Raw genomic sequence first — 17,771 nt, 5'->3', positions numbered from 1 at the left:
CCCCTTTTAACCCCTTCCATGTTCGCGCTCATAGCCCGGGCCAGAAAGGACGCGAAGGCTCTAAGCTACATAAACGAGAGAAACTACGGGGGCTTTCTGAGGGTTGAGAGCCTCGGCGGGGGCAGAACCAAGGAGGACGTCATTGAGAACCTTGAGAGGGTTCTTGAAGGGCCTTACATCCCGGTTCTCCTCCTCGGCGAGAAGGAGAAAGACCTCATGGAGGAGCTTTTGCCGGTTCTAAGGGAGTCCGGAAAGCCCTTCTACGCGAGGGTTCTGAGGACGAAGCGCGTTAGGAACATGCGCGTTGACGAGCTTTACTCTCACATCGAGGAGATAAAGGCCCGCTTTCGCCTCGGCATCGAGTGGAATGGCACTTACGCCCTCAACCCCGAGAACCCCTTCGGCATCGAAATTAACCCGGACTACGACATTTACTTAGCCATTGGCGACGGCTTCAGAAAGGCCATGCGCTCTCTCCTCGACGTCGAGCTCGGCGAGAACTCGCTCGTTCTGAGGAAGACTATGAACCAGGAGGTCTATTACTCCGGCCCGAACAAGGTTGCCGAGGTGAGCAAGAAGCTCGGCTTTCCGACGGAGGTCCTCTGGAGGTGTCCCTGCACCGAGGACGTTTCCCTTGACTCGCTCATCTCTGCCAACAGGGAATACATAGAGGCCTTTGCCAGCGCATCGAAGGCTTTCCTCAGGGCTTTTGAGGACTACGACATCGTCGTTCCGTGGAGCGGGGGGAAGGACTCGACGGCCACACTTATTTTAGCGAAGGAAGTTTTCGACGAGGTTACGGCGGTCTACGTCAGAATGGAGTACGAGATGCCCGGGACGGACGAATATGTCGAGGAGCTCGCGAAAAGGCTCGGGATAAACCTTATTCGCGTCGACGTCCCGATGCCCATCGAAAAATACGGCATGCCGACCCATCGGAACCGCTGGTGCACCAAAAAGAAGGTTGAGGCCCTCTATTCGGTCGTTTCGGAGTTTGAAAACCCGGTTCTCCTCGTTGGGGACAGGGACGGGGAGAGCGCGAGGAGACGGCTTAAACCACCGGTTGTTGAAAGGAAGACGGACTTCGGAAGAATCCTTGAGGCCATGCCGATAAAGTTCTGGAGCGGGTTCATGGTTCAGCTCTTCATACTCATGAGGGGCTTTAAGCTTCATCCGCTCTACTACGAGGGTTTCTACCGTCTCGGCTGTACCGTCTGCCCGAGCCTTGCCGAGTGGGAGGTCGAGCTGTTAAAGAAGAGGGGAGTGAAGGCCCTTCCGGGCTAAAGCTTCCTTCCAACCGCCAGACCGACGACGAAGGCAACTATCGCGAAGAGGCCGATGAGCCCGTAGTCTGCCTCGCCCGTTGCAGAGCCGGTGGAACTCTGGGCTGGGGAGCTGGTTGCAGTCGGGACGCTTACCTCAGGAATCGTTGAGTTCCCGGCTGGCACCTTTGGAACCGGATTGAGAGGCGTTGAGAGGAACAGGTTCGCGGTTTCCTTGGCGTACATGTAGAAGGTCATCGCCGTCTGGAGGTCGTCGATGCTCTGGTTCTTTTTCGCGAGCTCCTCAAAGCTCTGGGCGAACTCGTAGTAGGCTATGGCAAGTATCGGAGTTACTCCCTTCTCCTCTGCGATTCCTATCGCGGTCTTGGCATCGCCCTTGACCATGTTGAGCTTGTCCATGAGCACGGTCCAGTTGGTTATCGCGAGTGTGTCAAGGAAGACCTCGCCCTGAACGCGCGCCTGCATGGCCGTGAACAGCGCCGCCGAGTACTTGCCGTCGTCGTAGTACTGCTGGGCCTTCTCTATTGTATCGGTGAGGCTGTTGCCGAGGACGTCGCCGTACATGGACTCGATGTAGGCAACTATCAGGTCGGACTCGTCTATGTAGTCCCTTGCCGTTGTCCGGATGAGGTCCTTTTTGATTGGTTCGCCTTTGGCGAAGCGCTTTCCAAGGTCCGTCCACAGGATTGCGGTTTTTGCCCTTTCGTAGGCGTAGGCCGCCTTTCCTATCGCGTCCCAGTAGTCGCCTGAGTAGTAGGACTTCCACGCTTGGTCGAGACTGCTCTTCGCGTCCTCAACCCTCTGCTCGGCTGCCGCCACTGCCTGGAGCATGGTGATTCCCCGTATGCTCTGGTTCTCGACGTAGGCTTCGGCACTCTTAATTGTCTTGCTCGTGTTCTTCAGGAGCTCTTCAACCTGCTGGGGCGTGTTCGTCTTGAGGTACCAGTCAACGTGCCTTATCACTATCCTCGCCTGGAAGTCCTTGCTCAGGGCGGTGTAGTACATGCCCTCGTTTATGTATTCCTTTGACTGGTTCAGTAGCTGACCCGCGTTGGTGAGGGCCGTCAGGAGCGTCATGTATGTGTCATAGCCGACGTTGCTCTCCTTCAGTTCCTTCATAACCCTCTGGTAGTACTCGGTTGTGTTCTTGTAGTCGCTCAGGGCGTCGTTCTTGAGGAACGAGGTGTCAATCTTAACGTTCTCGGGAGCCTTGGGCCTCGGCAGTTTGTGGCCGGTGAAGTAGTAGACGGCCTGGTATATGTCCTTGACCTCAACGACCTTGAGACCCCAGCGCTCCTCCGCGTACTTGACGACGTCAACCGGCTTGGTCTCGGTGTTTATCTCAATGACACCGCCGACCTCCTTCTTCTGGGTCTCCTGGACGTACTGAATCCTCTGGCCCTCTGGAATCAGGAAGAGCTTGACGCCCGCTTCGTGAGCTGCAGCGGCTTTCTCAAGGATTCCACCAACTGGACCGATACTGCCGTCCGGGTTAATCATTCCCGTCATCATGACATTGGGGTTAATCTTCCATCCCATAAGGGCGGCGATGATGCCGACGGTCATAGTTCCTCCTGCTGAGGGACCGCCGATGATTGATGTGTTCGCGCGAACCTGAATAAAAACGTCGTAGTGGCTCATGTTGACCCCTAGAACCCTTCCCGCGACTTGAGCCGCGAGTCTCGCGCTGGCCTGCATGTCAACCTGTGCCAGTGGCCACGTCTCTATGTACACGTGTCCGTGTCCCGGCGTCACTGTAATCACGAACTCGGTGACAACTCCTGTCAGCTCGCCGGTTGAGGTCTTGGCAACCGCGGGAGCGTGCATTATCACAGTGTGTCCCTCGCTCGGACACTGGGCCATCACTGGCGTTGCTAACGGGAGCAGAAGGAGCACTGCCAGAACTAAAACGACCGCTCTCTTCATCCTTTCACCCGTTTGGAGAATTAGAGAAGCCAAATAAAGCGTTTTTGGTTCAAGGGTTTAACGCCTCCACAGGGCCAGGAAGAACAGCAGGAGGACGAGCACCTCAAGGGAATCGACGATTAAGCCGATATCCCTTCCCAGCGCCTTGCTCTCCGCTGAAATCTCGACGACCTTCTTGAATGCAAAGAGCAGGAAGGCCAGCGTCAGGTACAGGGTGGCCCTTAGGTGGCTCTTGCGGTACGCTAAATAGCTCACCACGACCAGCGCCAGTGCCAGCATGATTGTCGCTATGTCCAGTAGCATCTCCATCATTCACCCTCACCCATTCCAGCGAGGAGGTCTATAAGGCTATCTGCCAGCCTCTCCCACAGTCCCGGCCTGTAGTCCCTAATCAGTCTCACCAGGGTTTCCGGGTCGTAGTTAATCGTGTATATCACGCTCTTTCCGGTCCTTTCGGCCTTCACGACGCCGAGCTTCTCGAGTTCACGCATATGGTAGCTCACCGTTGGCTGGCTGACCCCAATCTTTTCTGCCAGCTCGCCCTGACTCATTGGGCCCTCCATCAGCAGGAGCAGTATCTTCCTCCTCGTCTCCGTTGATATCGCCATCAGCAGTCTCTGAGCCTCTTCCTCGAAGCCGGCCGGAAAGATGTAGCGCCTCCTGCCAACCTTCCGTGAAAACACCTTACCATCTTTTTCGAGCTTTCCGAGGTGGTACTGAAGGTCGCCGATGCCCAGTCCCAGCTCCCTTGCCAGCTCTCTGAACGTCACGCCGGGCCTGTTTCGGATGTAGTTCAGTATCTCGTTTCTCCGCTCCATCTTTCAACCCTTAAACCCTGTGGTTCATCCCTCTATGGCAAGTGATATAAGGCCTTCCCCTTTTATGCCCTGCGGTGAGAGTATGGAGTGGCTGATTAAAAAGGCTGAGGAGCTCGCGAGAAAACACGGCCTCGATTACTATGAAATCAGGCTCGTTAAGGTCACATCAAGGAGGCTCGTCATGAGCAACGGCCAGCTGAGGGAGCTCTCGAGCAATTCCGAGCTCGGCATCGGCGCGAGGGCCTTCAACGGGACGTGGGGCTTTTCGAGCGCCAACGACCGCGAGCGCTTTGAGAAGGCAATAGAAACGGCGATGAAGATAGCCAAGCTCTCCCGGGGGGACGCGAAGATTTACCTCGGCGAGCCCGTGAGAGACAAGGTCGAACTTAAGGTCAAGAAGCCCTTCACGGAAATCGACATCGAGGAGAAGCTCTCGCTCGTCAAGGAAATCGACGGCCTCCTCAGGGGCGAGAAAATCGTCAGCAGGAGCGTTAACTACGGCGACTCAATCGTCGAGACCTTCTACTTCAACTCCCTCGGGAGCGAGATAAGAACCGTCGTGCCCAGGATAAGGCTCGGCTTCTCGGTAACGGCCAGGGAAAACGGCGAGATGCAGGACTTCTGGAAGAGCTTCGGAGGAACCCTTGGCTGGGAGTTAATCGAGGGGATTAATCTTGACCACTGGACGGCCCACGTAAAGGAGAAGGCCCTTGAGCTTCTGAGGGCATCTTCACCACCCTCCGGAGAGATGGACGTCATAGCCGACCCGGAGCTGACGGGGGTTTTCATCCACGAAGCCCTCGGCCACGCCGTCGAGGCGGACTCCGTCAAGAACGGCGACAGCATCTTGGCTGGAAGGCTGGGAGAGAGGATAGCGGTCGAGGGTTTGAACGTCGTTGACGACCCCACTTTACCTGGCAAGTTCGGGAGCTACCCCTACGACGACGAGGGGATTAAAGCCAAACGCGTTGAGATTATCAAGGACGGCGTTCTCGTCAGCTACCTCAACGACAGGGAGACGGCTGAGTATTTCGGCCTCGAACCCAATGGCCACGCGAGGGCCGAAAGCTACTCCCATCAGCCCCTCGTGAGGATGGGCAACACCTATGTTGAGCCCGGCGACTGGTCCTTCGAGGAAATCCTTGAGGAGGTTAAGAACGGCCTCTACATGCTCGGCGACAAGGGTGGTGAAGTTGACACCGCCAACGGGACGTTCACCTTCGGGGCGAAGCTCGGCTACATCGTGGAGAACGGTGAGATTAAGGAACCTGTCCGCGACGTCGCGCTCTCGGGCAAAATCCTCGACGTTTTGAAGAACATAAGGGCCATCGGAAACGACACGCGCGTTGAGTTTCCGGGCTACTGCGGAAAGGGCCAGTGGGTTCCGGTTGACGACGGCGGGCCACATATACTCACGAGGGCCCTCGTGGGGGGATTGAGATGATTGAGGCCGTTGAGAGGCTCGTGAAGCTCCTTGAAAGCGAAAACGTCGAGTGGGAGGTATTTTACCAGTTCGGGCGCTCGGGCTCGTTCAGAATCGAGAGGGAAACCCTTGAGCGCTCCCAGCGGAAGTTCTACTCTGGAATAGGCCTCAGGGTCGGGTTAAAGGGCAGGCTCGGCTTTTCCTATATCACTGGGCTTCATCCAAGCGAGGAGGAGCTTAAGAAGCTGGTTGAGAGGGCGGTAAAGCTGGCGAAGATAAGCGAGGTTCCCTTCAGGGGCTTTCCGGCCAGTGGAAGGGTGAACCGCGTCAGGGGAATCTACGACAGAACAATAGACGAGATTCCCTTTGAGGAGGCTCATAGGCTCGCCCTCGAATACGCTGAGCTGATGCAGGAGAAGAAGGGGGAGGAGACGCTCTCGGGTTCGCTCTCCCTCGCTGTCGGGACGAGCGGGGTCGTCAACTCCAACGGAATCGAGCTTGAGGAGCGTTCGACTTACATGGGCGTTTCTGCCTACGCGGTCATCAGCGAACCGCCCGGAACCGGTTCCTACAGGCAGAGTTTCACCTCACTCCAGCCGGTTGAGGAGCTCGAGCGCGCAGTTGAGAAAGCGGTTGACGAGGCGAGGCTGAGCGCCAGAGCAAAAAAGCTCGAATCCTACTCGGGAGAGCTCGTTCTGGAGCCCAACGCTCTGGCTTCGCTCATAGAGGTCTTCCTGAGCAACCTCTACGGCGACGAGGTTTACCACGGCAGGAGCAGGTTCTCGAAGCCCGGCGACGAGATAGGTTCCTTCACGCTCGTGGACGACTCGACCCTACCGGCTCTCCCTGGGAGCTACTCCTTCGACGGGGAAGGCGTTCCGGGCCAGAGGACGGTTCTCGTCGGGGACGGAATAGTTAGGAACTTCCTCCTCGACCACACCTACGCCTCTTTCCTCGGCATGGAGAGCACGGGAAACGCGCTGAGGACCTTCAGGAGCGTTCCTTACATCGGTACTAGCAACCTGATTCTCGAGCCCGGCGATGAGAGCCTCGAGGACTACGAGGGGGTCATCGTCAGGAAGGTCTTCGGCGAGCACACGGCCAATCCTGTAAGCGGTGACTTCTCGCTGACGGTCGAGCTTGGCTACGTGATTGAGAACGGCGAGTTGAAGCCCTTCAAGGACAACATGCTCGTCGGCAACGTCTTCGAGCTTCTCAGAACGCTGAAACCGGGTAGAAAAGTTGAGAGGATTTCGAGCTTCGTCTCGCCAAGGGGCCTCGTCGAGGGAAGGCTCGTTTGATAATGTTTTTATATTTTCGGGCTAACCTTATCCTTAGGGGATGCCCCATGACCAACAATGAACTCGATGAGATTCTATCCCTTCTCAAGCCCGGTGAAACCGTGCTCATTGAATACACGCAGGATTCTCCCTACGAGCTCCTCCTGTGGTTGCTCGTCAGGTGGGCACTGGACAGGGGACGGGCAGTTCTGGTTGATGACGTTCTCGACACTTTCCCAGAGGTTCTGGCGAGGCTCGACGTTCTTGGCTTTGACCTATCTGGCTTCGAGGACATTCCAGTGGTGAAAATAGGCGGTTCCAGAAGTGCCGGTAGGGTCATAGGCACCATCGACGTTGACAGGCACTCAATCGACTTCCGCTACTACGAGAGGATATACTCCAAGGTTTCCAACGACCTTATGCTGAACCCGGTTCTTGGCTTCCACAAGCTCTTTCTCGTTCTGACCGACAAGGAGCTCCTCAGGTTAATCCGCAACGTCGCGGGCTTCGTTGGGAAGAAGGACAGGATAGCCCTGTACCTCGTCAACTCCGACGTCATGGCATCTAAGTCCGGTGGCTTTGGGGCGCTGTTCAGGGAAATCGCAACGACAGTCTTGGCACTTTACCCCACGGAAAGGGGCTATGTTCTCGGCGTTGTAAAAACATCGAGAAGAGAGCTCCTCGGGAAGGAGGTCGTAATCCTCTAAATCTCTTCCAGCAGTTTCTTCCGCTTTTCCTCGTACTCTTCCTGGCTTATGACGCCCATGTCGTAGAGTTCCTTCAGCTTCTTCAGCCTGTCCATCGGGTCTTCCTTCTTCTCCTGAACCGGTGCAGTGTGAGAGATTGGGGCCGTTCTCGTGACGAGCTCCTTAGGCTTGTTGAGAACCCATTCCTCGCTGGTGAGGCCCTTCTTGACCGATATACTCACGGGCTCGACCGCTATCGCGTTGAGGGCCTCCTTGATGGCGTTTATTGTCTTTCTGGCCTCCTCCTTGTCCATCCAGCCGAGCTTCAGCGTTATGCTCTCCTCGCCCTCTATTATGAACTCTGAGCTCATTATGCCGAGCTTGACCGTGACCCTCTCGAGCTTCTGATAGGGCAACGCCCTGACGTCGTACCTCCCGAGAATCTTCTCATCGAGGTAGATAATCCTCCTGTCCGTAACGAGAAGCCACTTGGGCTTTTCGAGGCTTACCTTCTTCTTGACCGAGTAAAGAACTCGCTCCCCGGGGTCAATAACCTTCCCGAGGGCCTTTGGAAGTTCGGGCTCTCCCATGGATAACACCTAACCTAATTTGGCGGTTGAATATATTAACCTGCCGGAAACCGTTTAAGGAGAAGCCCCCTACGGTTTGGGAGGTGTTGGTATGGACTTCGAGAGGAAACCGCTCATCGGCATGGTTCACCTCAAGCCCCTTCCCGGCTCGTACCTCTACGACGGTAACCTTGAGACCGTCATCGAACTCGCCCTGAGGGACGCCAGGACCCTTGAAGAGGCTGGCTTCGACGCGATAATGATTGAGAACTTCGGCGACGTTCCGTTCCCAAAGACCGTTGACAAGGTGACGGTTGCTTCATTCACAGCTGTGGCCAAGGCCATTCGCGACGAGGTGAGCGTTCCGGTCGGGATTAACGTCCTCAGGAACGACGGGATATCGGCCTATTCAATAGCCTACGCCATTAAAGCGGACTTCATAAGGGTTAACGTGCTGAGTGGCGTCGCCTACACCGACCAGGGAATCATCGAGGGCATTGCCCACGAGCTTGCGAGGCTGAGGAAACTCCTTCCAAGCGGAATCAAGGTTTTCGCAGACGTCCACGTCAAGCACGCGGTCCACTTCTTCGACTTTGAAGACGCGATAAGGGACACCGTCGAGCGCGGTCTGGCCGATGCGGTAGTGGTGAGCGGAAAGGCAACCGGAAAGCCCGTGGATTTGGAAAAGCTCGCCCTCGCGAAGAGAATCTCGCCCATTCCGGTCGTCGTCGGCTCGGGAACGACCTACGACAACCTGCCCGAGCTGTGGAAGCACGCGGATGCCTTCATCGTCGGCACATGGCTCAAGCGCGACGGAAAGGTTGAGAACGAGGTTTCCCTTGAGAGGGCCAGAAAGCTCGTCGAGCTGGCGGAGAAGTTGAGGGCCGGTTCGTAGCTTTCCTTTGGAATTCTTCGAATTTTCTTCTCCGAAAGTCTTATTACGATTGGGCGCGTAACTCTTAGAAACGGCCCTGTCCCGCTTTTCTCTTCCGCGAGATGGGTTGTTTGGGAAGTGGAAAAATGAGAAGGCTTTTCGCGTTGTTCGTTCTCCTAATCAGCACTGGCCTTGTCCTGGCCACCCCGGAGTTTCCCAGTGTAACGCCGGAGGAAGCTTCCTCCCTGGGGCTCAGAATAAGCTACGCAGGGGGTGGTAGCACTACCGACGGGGGCTCCAACTCGTACCAGGACTTTATATGCCTCAACGACCACGAGCCGTACACCGTGATAACGCTGATGGCGACGTATTATCCGGACGGCCGTGCGGGGGAGGAGTTTAAGGCGTATTACCAAGACTTTATGGGGCGCAAGGATAAGGACGTGGAAACCTACCGCCTTCACTACGAGGTTTCGGGTGATGATGACTACTTCGTCGTCCTCCAGGTCGAGGAGTACGACTACGAGGACTCCAATCAAGACCAGACGGTTTACTGGTACTCCTATTATGCCCTTGTTGGAGACTACATCGTCACGCTGAACACCCACTACTCGACCAGATACTACCAGACAAGCTACTCGCCCCCGTGCGATATAAGCTCACTGCTTCCAAGGCTCTTCAATCTCTACCTGAGCAAGTTCGAGGGAAACACCGTCCGCGTTCCCGAGAACGTTTCGAGTGGCCAGGGAAACGTTTCAGAGGGGAGCGGTCACTCGGTTGGGAATCCGGTTGGCGGTCTCAGCCCGGAGGCGCGGGAGAGAATGGACAAGACTACCGCGAGGATAGCTTCGCTCGGGGATTCGATAGAGGTCCAAACCCCCAGCGGAAAACTGGTGAAGCTCGGCTCCGGAAAGGCCAGCACCGCCCTCGGCTGGAAGGCCAAGTACTACGGCAACAAAGCCCTGGATTCCCTAATCGACGGCGCCTCATCGCTCCTGCCCAGCCCGCTCGGCCTCTTCAAGGACTACGTTAAGGGCTACAAGGACTCGCTCGTCTTCAACGAAAGCGAATCGGTCAGGAAGACGGCCAAAGACCTCCACGTGGACGGGAAGAGCGCGTCGCTCTACAACAAGATGAACTCGATTGAGGCGAGGGAAAAGGCCCTCTCACCCTACAAAAACGCGGTTCCGACTTCTGTGGCCACCAAACCAATCGAGACGGTTCTATCGTCGATGGGTCTGGCGATAAAGAAGACCCTCGCGCAGGATTACGAGTGGGAGTTCAGGAAGACCGCGGAAACGGCACTCCGCTACCGGAAGATGGGATTGAAGTACAGCGAGGTCATACGGAACACCGTTGACGAGGTCATGGACACGACGCAGGGCATGAACAGAGTTCATATGCTCAACAGGAACTCCGGTGGGAAGTACTCCGACCAGGAGGCGAGGATAAGGTTCTACATCAACCAGCTCTTCGAGGAGGGGAGGATATGAAGGGAAAGGCCCTCCTCTTAATCCTGCTCCTCCTTGGGGCCTACGCCTACGTCAACGGCTACATCTCCCCGGACGACGTCCGCTCGGCCGTGAATGACCTCACCGGGGAGAAGAGCAACAGGACTTCAACCTCAACGCCCGCCCCAGAGATACCGGGCAACGTCAGCGTTTCGACATTAAATGGGGGCACCTACGTCAGGCTGGACGTTCCGGCCGTCAACGAAAACCTCACGGGTCTGCTTTACAGGGTTGCGGTCGAGAGGAACGCGACGAGGGTGGACGCTTACTACCTCGGGGAGCCGGTTTTGAGGCTCGAAAGGACCAACGGAAGCTACGCCTTCGAGGACATCAGGACGCCGGAGTTCAGGATACGGACAGACCTCGGCGTCTTCGACGTGAACGTGATTGACGTAACGGTAACCAACGAGACCGCCAGCGTTTCGCTCGAATACCTCGCGGACGCGGATTCCTTCTGGAAGGACTACTTCAAGATGGCCTTCGCCGTTCTCGAGGACGCGCCCTGGGTCGAGAGAGTCAGCATCACCTACGTCGGCGAGAGGAATGCCACCTTCTCAATATCGAGCGAGAACCTGCTCCTCGCGTGGGAGGGAAATCTTACCTCAGATGAACTCGCCGGCGCGGTGAGCGAGGAACCGACCGAAAGGGGGTGAGAAAAATGGGAATCCTGAAGAAACTGGTGGTTGGATTTTTCCTGCTCATCTTCCTCGGCGTCGCGGTAATCTTCGGAATGCAGTACTACTACGAAACCGCTTACGACAAGGTCCCGGTCGAGGTCAAGACCGAGACGGTAAGCGGAGACGTCTTTTACCTCAGCCACGTTCTCGAGCCGGGAAAGTACAAGATAACGGCCGAGAGCGAGGGGACTGTCGAGAAGATAACGATACTCGACGAGAACGGCAACGTCCTGACCGAATCTGAGACGGACAGCCTGATATACGGCTCCAGCGTGCCGTTTCAGGTGCGGGTTGACTACAAGGCGCCCGTTAACGTGGAGGGCTACACGGTCTCGGTCGGCATATACCGGCTCGTGAAGAAGTGATTAGCCGGAGTTTTCCTTTTTCCGGCCTTCATTTTCTATCCCCTCATCCTGCGCCAAAGCCCTTACAAGGCGCTCCATTCTCTCCTCTTCAGTTTCCCGTCCGCGGTAGCCGAAGTAGAAGCCTATTATCGTTGAGATGACGCCCAGAAAGTAGTTCCTCAGCTCCGGGGATAAGCTGACGTATCCGCTCCCGAGGACGAGGACTATGAAAGTGGCCACGAGAGTTCCCGCTATCGCCCGCCTCATCTCGCCCCTGTTCAGCTGTTTGTTGGCGCTCCAGCCGAGGTAGACGACGGTGAGGAAGACCAAGAGGGGCAGGGCGATGAGCGTTATCCTGACGTCAAAGTAGAGGCCGACGAACATAAGCACCGCTACGGCAGAGATAGAAAACGCGAGCACGCCCCGAGCGTAGGCAGAGTCCTCCATACTACCACCCAAAAGGGTTATATCGGGCCATCGTATATACGCCTTTGGTCGGGTGATGCTCATGGGCAGGTACTTCGGCACGAGCGGAATCAGGGGACTCTTCAATGAGTGCGTTACCCCCGAGCTGGCCCTGAAGGTCGGAAAGGCCCTTGGAACGTACCTCGAGGGGGGAAAAGTCGTCGTCGGAATGGACACGAGAACGAGCAGTGAGACCCTCAAGTCGGCTCTAATCAGCGGGCTTCTAAGCACGGGCGTCGAGGTGATAGACATAGGTCTGTCCCCAACACCGCTCACTGGCTTTGCAATAAAGCTCTACGAAGCCGATGCGGGCGTTACGATAACCGCCTCACACAATCCTCCGGAATACAACGGGATAAAGGTGTGGCAGTCCAACGGAATGGCCTACACTCCGGACATGGAGGCTGAACTCGAGAGAATCCTCGAATCCGGGAACTTTAGAAAGGTTCCCTGGAACGAGATTGGGACGCTCAGGAGGGCCGACCCCAGAAAGGAGTACATAATGAAGGCCCTCGAAATGGTAAAGCTCAACGATTCCTATACCGTTGTTGTCGATTCCGGCAACGGCGCCGGCTCAATCCTCAGCCCATACCTCCAGCGCGAGCTTGGAAACAGGGTTATTTCGCTCAACTCCCACCCGAGCGGTTTCTTCGTTCGTGAACTTGAGCCGAACGCGAAGAGCCTCTCAGGGCTGGCGAAAACCGTTAGGGTCATGAAAGCGGACGTTGGGATAGCGCACGACGGCGATGCCGACAGAATCGGCGTGGTGGACGACGAGGGTGACTTCGTTGAGTACGAGGTCATGCTCTCGCTTATAGCGGGCTACATGCTCAGGAAGTTCGGGAGGGGCAAAATAGTCACCACCGTCGATGCAGGCTTCGCTCTGGACGACTACGTCAGGCCCCTGGGCGGGGAAGTGATAAGGACGCGCGTTGGCGATGTAGCGGTGGCCGATGAACTGGCTAAACACGGGGGAGTCTTTGGTGGCGAGCCGAGTGGGACGTGGATAATCCCCCAGTGGAACCTGACGCCGGACGGGATATTCGCGGGGGCGCTCGTCCTCGAGATGATTGACAGGCTCGGGCCGATAAGCGAGCTCGCAAAGGAGGTCCCGCGCTACGTAACTCTAAGGGCGAAGATACCCTGCCCCAACGAGAAGAAAGCTAAGGCGATGGAAATCATAGCGAAGGAAGCTTTGAAGAGCTTCGACTACGAGAGGCTGATTGATATTGACGGGGTAAGGATTGAGAACTCCGACTGGTGGATTCTGTTCAGGCCGAGCGGAACCGAGCCGATAATGCGCATAACCCTCGAGGCCCACACGGAGGAGAAGGCGAAGGAGCTGATGGAGAAGGCGGAGAGGCTCGTCAGGAGCGCGGTGGAGCGGGCTTGAGATGAAAACCTACCTCATCTACGCCCTCCTCTCTGCCTTCTTCGCCTCCCTCGTTCCAATCTTCGGAAAAATAGGCCTCAGGGATGTCAACCCAACGCTCGCGACCGCCGTGAGGGCCGTCATAATGGCTGTCTTCCTCGTCGGCGTTGCCCTCGTGAGCGGTGTAACGCGGGAACCGTTGGGGGGAAGGGCGCTATTATTCATAGCGCTTTCAGGGATAGCAGGCGCGCTATCGTGGCTCTTCTACTTCATGGCCGTTAAAGCCGGCCGTGTTCCGGCGGTTGTTGCAATAGACAAGACGAGCGTCGCGCTGGCAATCTTCCTTTCGTGGCTCATCCTCGGGAGCAGGATGGACGTGAAAACAGCGGTCGGCGCGCTCCTCATAGTTCTCGGCGCGATTCTGGTGGCCCTTTAGGACTTCAGGGCCTTTCTGAGCCTTTCAACGCTCTCCTCAACGTCGTCCTTGTCGAACTCTAAAAACTCCGCCTCCGGGAAGCGCTCCATGAGCTCCTCGAAGAGCAGTCCCGGCCCTTCCTTAACCTCGAAGGAAAAGCGCTCGATGATTTTCCTGCTCTCCTCAAGCCTCTTCTCCTTGTCCATGTAGAAGAACGCCGGAATCAAGCCGTAGTCGAAGGAATCAGGGTCGTTCGAAGTTGTGTGGAAGACACCGCAGGTTGGGGAGCCTTTAACGCCGATAAAAATTACCCGCTCCGGCTTCTCTTCAGTCAGAATTCTTCCTATGAAGTCCGCTACGACCTGAACCCTCTCGCGCATGCCGAGTCTCTCAAAGCTCTCCCTTCCCATCGGAGGCCTCGGCCAGCCAATCAGCTCGAACTCGGGGCAGGGGTAGGCAAGAACCTGCCATTCCTCGCCGAGCTCTCCAATCAGCTTTCTCAGCTCTCTTGCCGTGAGGTATTCCTTCTCCTTCGGCCCGCGGTAGACGTAGAAGGGACTCAACAAGCAGGGGGCTACTATTAGGAGGTTCATCTTACTCACCCAGCACGATTTTTTTGGGAGGTATTTGGACATGAGGACTTTAAAGCTAAGAACGGCCTTCATCTAAAACTACCTCACCTACTTTCCAACCGGTTCCCCTTACTCCCAACTCCCTTTAAGCCTTGCTCAGCTCCTCAATAATCCGCTCCACATTCTCCCTCAGCTCCTCAAGGGTTCCCTCGTTGACTATGACGCAGTCAGCCAGGCCCTTCAGTTCGCTCGTGTGGTAGAGCCTCTCCTCGGCGTCGTCCATCTCCTTGAAGTCCTCGAATGTCTTGATTCCCCTGTCTTTGCTGGCTTTGCGTTTCATCAGGCGCTCGAACCTTATCTCCGGCCTTGCCTCGACGTAGATGACCCTTCCGCCGAGCCTCTTTATTGCCTCGATTTCCTCCCGCGAGCGGACGCCATCTATGACGATATTCTGGCAGTTCCTCTTCTTGTCAACGGCGAGGCGAATCAGTATGTCCCCACCGTATTTGTCCTTCAGGTACTTCCCGAACTCTATGAGTTTCTCACGCGTTGGCTCGGCCTTCTCTGGCAGTTCCGGAATCCAGGAGTAGTCGGAAACTTTGTGGGTCAGCAGGTCAATCAGAGGTTCACTGCAGGAAACCCTGCAGAAGCCCTTCTCTTCGAAGAATTTAGCGATTGTCGTTTTTCCGGCGGCAATCTTTCCAACGACCCCGATTATCATCTCCTCCGCCTCCAGTAGCGCCATACAACCTTGGCCCCATCTGTCGACTCCATGAGGCCGTCGTAGGTGAGTTTAGCGACGAACTCAAGGAGGGTCTCCTCATCGACCATCGTGGGGAACTCGAATCCAAAAAGGTATTTCAGCTCGAAGAAGCCGATGTGGAGAAGCCTGAAGGGGTTGAGGAGGTAAACTCCACCCTTCTCGCTCAGCGGGAATGGAAAATCCGCTAAGACAAGCCTTGCGCCCCTTTCCCTGGCAATTCTCGCGAGTTTGTCCTCGTCGGGAAAGAACAGCTCCCTGAGGTCCCCCTCAACGGCCTCGTACTCGAGCCTTGGAAAACTATACTTCAGCCCGATTGCCCCATACGGAAGATAGAGGGCTTTGACAAAGCCGAGGAGCGGTTTAGCGGAGAAGCTCAGGAAGACGAGCGTTTTCAGGTTTCCCCTAACTTCAGGCCACGCCCTGGGCGGGAACTTCCGCTCCGCCTCGATTATCGGCGTTAGGAACTCAAGCTCTTTGGGAAGGAGCCTTTCAGCCTCGTCCAGCTTTCTCCGCTTTATCTCAAGGTCGAGGTTTGAATAGACGGTAACCTGCCTGACCCCGAGCCTCTCGCGGAGCTTCCCGATAACGAGGCTGTTGCCGATGACGACGCTTTTATCGGTTCTGTCGTGGGCTATTATGAAGAGCTTGTCCCCCTTCGGGTCGTAGCGGACCTCGTCTATCCTGAAGGGGCTCTCCGGAAGGCCGTGCTCAAGCCTTATCTCTCGAACGAGCTTAGATATTGCTTCCGGTGTGAACATCGGGCTCCCTTATCCTGGGAGCTTTTAAGAAGATTGTTCCTTTTTTGGAACAAAGATTTTAAAATTGTGGAACAAACTTGGGTCGGTGGTGGGGATGAAAATCGGGCCCAAGGAGATAGCGATTTCAGGTGTGATGCTCGGCCTCGCGCTCCTTCTCGATGTCGCCCCGATAGACTTCCCGACGGTCTGGGGCATGAAGATTGACATCGTCGCCGTGCCGATAGTAATCGTTTACTTCATCCTTGGCTTCTGGGGAAGCCTCTTCGCCCTCGGCCTGCTCTTCATAGGCCTCAGCGTGGTTTCATCTGCGAGCTGGCTCGGGGCGATGATGAAGGTAACGGCAACCTTCGCCGTCATACTCGGCCTTGAGTTCGCGAGGAGAACGGTCGGTCTGGACTTCCGGAACCCGCGCAGGTTGCTCCTCTTCGGTGCCGTCGCGTACATCGTCGGCGTTGCCATACGGGTTCCGCTTATGCTCCTGTTGAACTACTACGTGGCCCTTCCTATATGGCTCGGTCTTCCGAAGGAGCAGGTCGTTCAGGCCGTCGAGAACTGGACTCACGTTCCCTTCTGGGTGGCTATAGGCCTGCCAAACGCGGTTCAGAGTGCCATAGACGTCTTCCTAAGCCTTGCGGTTGCGGTTCCGGTTCTCAAAAGGCTCCCCCACCTCGGCGTTGAGGGCGCGGTTGTGGAGGAGGGGGAAGCCTTCTAAGCTCTCTTCTCTTTATTAGCCTTTCAACCGTCCGCCCTTAACAGCTCTGTAATGTTCTCCGGCTCGAGTCCCCTCTGCTCAAGGTAGCCGTTCCACCTCTCGGCGTACCCCAAGAAAATCCCGTCGCCCGTTCTGACGTATAGCCAGACAAGGAGCCTCACGTGAAGCCTGTGGTAGTCCTCCCTCGCCGGCGGTCCGTTCACCGCGTAGAGGCTCCAGTTATTTGCCTCGCAGTGGGGAAGAGCCCGCTTGACGCTTTCGACACCCCTCTGGAAGAGCTCCACCGCCCTCCCGTCTCCAGTGAAGCGGTAATACAGCCAGAGTCCCTTCATCGTGATGATGTGGCCGTTCAGGACGAGGAAATCCGGCCTGAATGGATACTCCAGGAACCAGAGGCCGTAGCTCGTGTTCTCGACGAAGCCACCTTCCCCGAGCGGTAGGTAGAAGGAGTTGAAGAGCTCCCGCGCGACGGTGAGGTACGTCTCGTTGCCGGTTTCGTTGTAGAGCCACGCGTAGAGGCCCGCGAGCATTCCCTGCGAGAAGGACGAAACCCAGGGTGGCGTTACGTTGGTATCCGGCGGGGCGAAGTAGACGTTGAAGAGCGCGACGGGCCTTCCGTTGAACCTCCGCGTTTCCCTCAGCGGGAGCATGGCGTTCAGTATCGCCTCGGCTTCCCTCACCTTTTCCCCTTTGAGGTAGTGGTAGGCCCAATTTGAGGCGGTGACAGGGTAGTACTGGAAGCCCCTGCCCCGGTAGTAGACGAAGGGGAGCGGGCTCGTGAAATTGGGGCAGTCGAGGTGGGGGACGCCACGAGGGTGGAGGTCTGAGAATGAAACGACGTAGTAGCTCTCCCGTGGCGTTCCGTTCAGGGAGAAGTAGCAGAGGTCGGCATGGAGGGTGAGGTTGAGAATGGAAAGCTCCGCCCCGGTCAGGTTTCTCCTCTCCGCGATGCTCGCGAATACCCTTACCGGATAGTTCACGTCAGGAAACTTCTCGGAGACGTTACGGGCCCTCTCAAGGACGTTCCTGAGGGAAGGATAGCGCTCAATGAGGAGTTCATAGCCGGAGTAATTGTTGGCCATTGTGTTGGTATTGTTTATGCCCTTTCCTTCCTCTGAGGTGTTTGTGTAATGGTTCTCGGCCGTGTGATTGAGACTTCCCGGAACGGCGCTTTCTCCGGGGTTGGTCTGGTTTTCAACGTTGGAGTTTTCGAAGTGGTGAACGCCGTAGGTGGTGATGAGGAGAATGATGATTAACGGAACTATCCAGGCCTGCCAGCGCTTCATAGTGGTGGATTGAAGTGAAAGTTATTAAAAGTTGTGG

Annotated in this window: 20 protein-coding genes; 11 read left to right on the top strand and 9 right to left on the bottom strand. The window is 56.3% G+C overall.

Features of this window, described 5'->3' with window-relative positions:
- Positions 1-18: 18 nt before the first annotated feature.
- Positions 19-1,284 (top strand): phosphoadenosine phosphosulfate reductase family protein, encoded by a 1,266-nt coding sequence (locus E3E28_RS03015; protein WP_167913973.1) that lies wholly within the window; start codon positions 19-21, stop codon positions 1,282-1,284.
- Here the strand turns inward: E3E28_RS03015 and E3E28_RS03010 are convergent.
- The 3 genes from E3E28_RS03010 to E3E28_RS03000 are packed head-to-tail and all read right to left on the bottom strand — an operon-like array spanning position 1,281 to position 4,027.
- Positions 1,281-3,209: a S16 family serine protease gene (locus tag E3E28_RS03010; RefSeq protein ID WP_167913972.1), complete on the bottom strand. Its 1,929-nt coding sequence runs from the start codon at positions 3,207-3,209 to the stop codon at positions 1,281-1,283. The genes E3E28_RS03015 and E3E28_RS03010 overlap by 4 nt on opposite strands.
- Positions 3,210-3,266: 57 nt before the next feature.
- Positions 3,267-3,521 carry a hypothetical protein gene (locus E3E28_RS03005; RefSeq protein ID WP_167913971.1) on the bottom strand — a complete coding sequence of 85 codons (255 nt, stop codon included), beginning with the start codon at positions 3,519-3,521 and terminating at the stop codon, positions 3,267-3,269.
- A complete protein-coding gene (locus E3E28_RS03000; RefSeq protein ID WP_167913970.1) occupies positions 3,518-4,027 on the bottom strand; it encodes a metalloregulator ArsR/SmtB family transcription factor in 510 nt (169 codons plus the stop codon). The genes E3E28_RS03005 and E3E28_RS03000 overlap by 4 nt, the downstream gene beginning before the upstream one ends.
- Positions 4,028-4,109: 82 nt before the next feature.
- Here E3E28_RS03000 and E3E28_RS02995 point away from each other — a divergent pair, with 82 nt between their 5' ends.
- The 3 genes from E3E28_RS02995 to E3E28_RS02985 are packed head-to-tail and all read left to right on the top strand — an operon-like array spanning position 4,110 to position 7,437.
- The gene (locus tag E3E28_RS02995; RefSeq protein WP_167913969.1) at positions 4,110-5,471 is read left to right on the top strand and encodes a TldD/PmbA family protein; all 1,362 of its coding nucleotides are present in this window, start codon (positions 4,110-4,112) and stop codon (positions 5,469-5,471) included.
- The gene (locus E3E28_RS02990) at positions 5,468-6,751 is read left to right on the top strand and encodes a TldD/PmbA family protein (protein ID WP_167913968.1); all 1,284 of its coding nucleotides are present in this window, start codon (positions 5,468-5,470) and stop codon (positions 6,749-6,751) included. The genes E3E28_RS02995 and E3E28_RS02990 overlap by 4 nt, the downstream gene beginning before the upstream one ends.
- Positions 6,752-6,798: 47 nt before the next feature.
- A complete protein-coding gene (locus E3E28_RS02985) occupies positions 6,799-7,437 on the top strand; it encodes a DUF257 family protein (RefSeq protein WP_167913967.1) in 639 nt (212 codons plus the stop codon).
- Here E3E28_RS02985 and E3E28_RS02980 read toward each other — a convergent pair.
- On the bottom strand, positions 7,434-8,006 hold the full coding sequence (locus E3E28_RS02980; protein WP_167913966.1) for a PH domain-containing protein: 573 nt from the start codon (positions 8,004-8,006) through the stop codon (positions 7,434-7,436). The genes E3E28_RS02985 and E3E28_RS02980 overlap by 4 nt on opposite strands.
- 91 nt (positions 8,007-8,097) lie before the next feature.
- On the opposite strand from E3E28_RS02980, the gene E3E28_RS02975 reads away from it, so the two are divergent.
- The 4 genes from E3E28_RS02975 to E3E28_RS02960 all read left to right on the top strand — a co-directional run bounded on the left by E3E28_RS02975 (position 8,098) and on the right by E3E28_RS02960 (position 11,412).
- Entirely contained in the window at positions 8,098-8,880 is a 783-nt protein-coding gene (locus E3E28_RS02975; RefSeq protein ID WP_167913965.1) for a BtpA/SgcQ family protein, read from the top strand.
- A gap of 125 nt (positions 8,881-9,005) precedes the next feature.
- The gene (locus E3E28_RS02970; RefSeq protein WP_167913964.1) at positions 9,006-10,352 is read left to right on the top strand and encodes a hypothetical protein; all 1,347 of its coding nucleotides are present in this window, start codon (positions 9,006-9,008) and stop codon (positions 10,350-10,352) included.
- On the top strand, positions 10,349-11,023 hold the full coding sequence (locus tag E3E28_RS02965) for a hypothetical protein (RefSeq protein WP_167913963.1): 675 nt from the start codon (positions 10,349-10,351) through the stop codon (positions 11,021-11,023). Before E3E28_RS02970 ends, E3E28_RS02965 begins: the two co-directional genes overlap by 4 nt.
- Positions 11,024-11,028: 5 nt before the next feature.
- Positions 11,029-11,412: a hypothetical protein gene (locus E3E28_RS02960; protein WP_167913962.1), complete on the top strand. Its 384-nt coding sequence runs from the start codon at positions 11,029-11,031 to the stop codon at positions 11,410-11,412.
- Here the strand turns inward: E3E28_RS02960 and E3E28_RS02955 are convergent, their stop codons facing one another.
- Positions 11,413-11,838: a hypothetical protein gene (locus E3E28_RS02955; protein ID WP_167913961.1), complete on the bottom strand. Its 426-nt coding sequence runs from the start codon at positions 11,836-11,838 to the stop codon at positions 11,413-11,415. It lies immediately after the preceding gene.
- A gap of 61 nt (positions 11,839-11,899) precedes the next feature.
- On the opposite strand from E3E28_RS02955, the gene glmM reads away from it, so the two are divergent.
- Together glmM and E3E28_RS02945 are read left to right on the top strand one after the other, a co-directional pair.
- Positions 11,900-13,249 carry a phosphoglucosamine mutase gene (gene glmM / locus E3E28_RS02950; RefSeq protein ID WP_167915155.1) on the top strand — a complete coding sequence of 450 codons (1,350 nt, stop codon included), beginning with the start codon at positions 11,900-11,902 and terminating at the stop codon, positions 13,247-13,249.
- Between the two features lies 1 nt (position 13,250).
- On the top strand, positions 13,251-13,664 hold the full coding sequence (locus E3E28_RS02945; RefSeq protein ID WP_167913960.1) for an EamA family transporter: 414 nt from the start codon (positions 13,251-13,253) through the stop codon (positions 13,662-13,664).
- On the opposite strand, the gene E3E28_RS02940 is transcribed toward E3E28_RS02945, so the two are convergent.
- The 3 genes from E3E28_RS02940 to E3E28_RS02930 form a co-directional block, all read right to left on the bottom strand.
- Positions 13,661-14,236, bottom strand: a complete 576-nt coding sequence (locus E3E28_RS02940; protein ID WP_167913959.1) for a hypothetical protein — start codon at positions 14,234-14,236, stop codon at positions 13,661-13,663. The two genes, E3E28_RS02945 and E3E28_RS02940, sit on opposite strands and share 4 nt — an antisense overlap.
- A gap of 124 nt (positions 14,237-14,360) precedes the next feature.
- Positions 14,361-14,936, bottom strand: a complete 576-nt coding sequence (locus tag E3E28_RS02935; RefSeq protein WP_167915154.1) for an AAA family ATPase — start codon at positions 14,934-14,936, stop codon at positions 14,361-14,363.
- Positions 14,933-15,736, bottom strand: a complete 804-nt coding sequence (locus tag E3E28_RS02930; protein ID WP_167913958.1) for a hypothetical protein — start codon at positions 15,734-15,736, stop codon at positions 14,933-14,935. The genes E3E28_RS02935 and E3E28_RS02930 overlap by 4 nt, the downstream gene beginning before the upstream one ends.
- A gap of 94 nt (positions 15,737-15,830) precedes the next feature.
- On the opposite strand from E3E28_RS02930, the gene E3E28_RS02925 reads away from it, so the two are divergent.
- Positions 15,831-16,448 carry a hypothetical protein gene (locus tag E3E28_RS02925; RefSeq protein WP_167915153.1) on the top strand — a complete coding sequence of 206 codons (618 nt, stop codon included), beginning with the start codon at positions 15,831-15,833 and terminating at the stop codon, positions 16,446-16,448.
- 23 nt (positions 16,449-16,471) lie between these two features.
- Here E3E28_RS02925 and E3E28_RS02920 read toward each other — a convergent pair whose 3' ends face one another.
- Complete coding sequence (locus E3E28_RS02920) at positions 16,472-17,734, bottom strand: D-glucuronyl C5-epimerase family protein (RefSeq protein WP_167913957.1); 1,263 nt, start codon at positions 17,732-17,734, stop codon at positions 16,472-16,474.
- Positions 17,735-17,771 lie beyond the last annotated feature (37 nt).

Source organism: Thermococcus sp. 21S9, assembly GCF_012027635.1.
Lineage (GTDB): Archaea > Methanobacteriota_B > Thermococci > Thermococcales > Thermococcaceae > Thermococcus.
The sequence above is the reverse complement of the archived record's forward strand: the minus strand, read 5'-3'. Positions and strand labels throughout refer to the sequence as shown.

What these genes read in the sequence shown, in the direction of transcription:
- E3E28_RS03015 (WP_167913973.1), top strand. Translation starts at nt 19, where the DNA reads ATGTTCGCGCTCATAGCCCGGGCCAGAAAGGACGCGAAGGCTCTAAGC.
- E3E28_RS03010 (WP_167913972.1), bottom strand. Translation starts at nt 3,209, where the DNA reads ATGAAGAGAGCGGTCGTTTTAGTTCTGGCAGTGCTCCTTCTGCTCCCG.
- E3E28_RS03005 (WP_167913971.1), bottom strand. Translation starts at nt 3,521, where the DNA reads ATGATGGAGATGCTACTGGACATAGCGACAATCATGCTGGCACTGGCG.
- E3E28_RS03000 (WP_167913970.1), bottom strand. Translation starts at nt 4,027, where the DNA reads ATGGAGCGGAGAAACGAGATACTGAACTACATCCGAAACAGGCCCGGC.
- E3E28_RS02995 (WP_167913969.1), top strand. Translation starts at nt 4,110, where the DNA reads ATGGAGTGGCTGATTAAAAAGGCTGAGGAGCTCGCGAGAAAACACGGC.
- E3E28_RS02990 (WP_167913968.1), top strand. Translation starts at nt 5,468, where the DNA reads ATGATTGAGGCCGTTGAGAGGCTCGTGAAGCTCCTTGAAAGCGAAAAC.
- E3E28_RS02985 (WP_167913967.1), top strand. Translation starts at nt 6,799, where the DNA reads ATGACCAACAATGAACTCGATGAGATTCTATCCCTTCTCAAGCCCGGT.
- E3E28_RS02980 (WP_167913966.1), bottom strand. Translation starts at nt 8,006, where the DNA reads ATGGGAGAGCCCGAACTTCCAAAGGCCCTCGGGAAGGTTATTGACCCC.
- E3E28_RS02975 (WP_167913965.1), top strand. Translation starts at nt 8,098, where the DNA reads ATGGACTTCGAGAGGAAACCGCTCATCGGCATGGTTCACCTCAAGCCC.
- E3E28_RS02970 (WP_167913964.1), top strand. Translation starts at nt 9,006, where the DNA reads ATGAGAAGGCTTTTCGCGTTGTTCGTTCTCCTAATCAGCACTGGCCTT.
- E3E28_RS02965 (WP_167913963.1), top strand. Translation starts at nt 10,349, where the DNA reads ATGAAGGGAAAGGCCCTCCTCTTAATCCTGCTCCTCCTTGGGGCCTAC.
- E3E28_RS02960 (WP_167913962.1), top strand. Translation starts at nt 11,029, where the DNA reads ATGGGAATCCTGAAGAAACTGGTGGTTGGATTTTTCCTGCTCATCTTC.
- E3E28_RS02955 (WP_167913961.1), bottom strand. Translation starts at nt 11,838, where the DNA reads ATGGAGGACTCTGCCTACGCTCGGGGCGTGCTCGCGTTTTCTATCTCT.
- glmM (WP_167915155.1), top strand. Translation starts at nt 11,900, where the DNA reads ATGGGCAGGTACTTCGGCACGAGCGGAATCAGGGGACTCTTCAATGAG.
- E3E28_RS02945 (WP_167913960.1), top strand. Translation starts at nt 13,251, where the DNA reads ATGAAAACCTACCTCATCTACGCCCTCCTCTCTGCCTTCTTCGCCTCC.
- E3E28_RS02940 (WP_167913959.1), bottom strand. Translation starts at nt 14,236, where the DNA reads ATGAACCTCCTAATAGTAGCCCCCTGCTTGTTGAGTCCCTTCTACGTC.
- E3E28_RS02935 (WP_167915154.1), bottom strand. Translation starts at nt 14,936, where the DNA reads ATGATAATCGGGGTCGTTGGAAAGATTGCCGCCGGAAAAACGACAATC.
- E3E28_RS02930 (WP_167913958.1), bottom strand. Translation starts at nt 15,736, where the DNA reads ATGTTCACACCGGAAGCAATATCTAAGCTCGTTCGAGAGATAAGGCTT.
- E3E28_RS02925 (WP_167915153.1), top strand. Translation starts at nt 15,831, where the DNA reads ATGAAAATCGGGCCCAAGGAGATAGCGATTTCAGGTGTGATGCTCGGC.
- E3E28_RS02920 (WP_167913957.1), bottom strand. Translation starts at nt 17,734, where the DNA reads ATGAAGCGCTGGCAGGCCTGGATAGTTCCGTTAATCATCATTCTCCTC.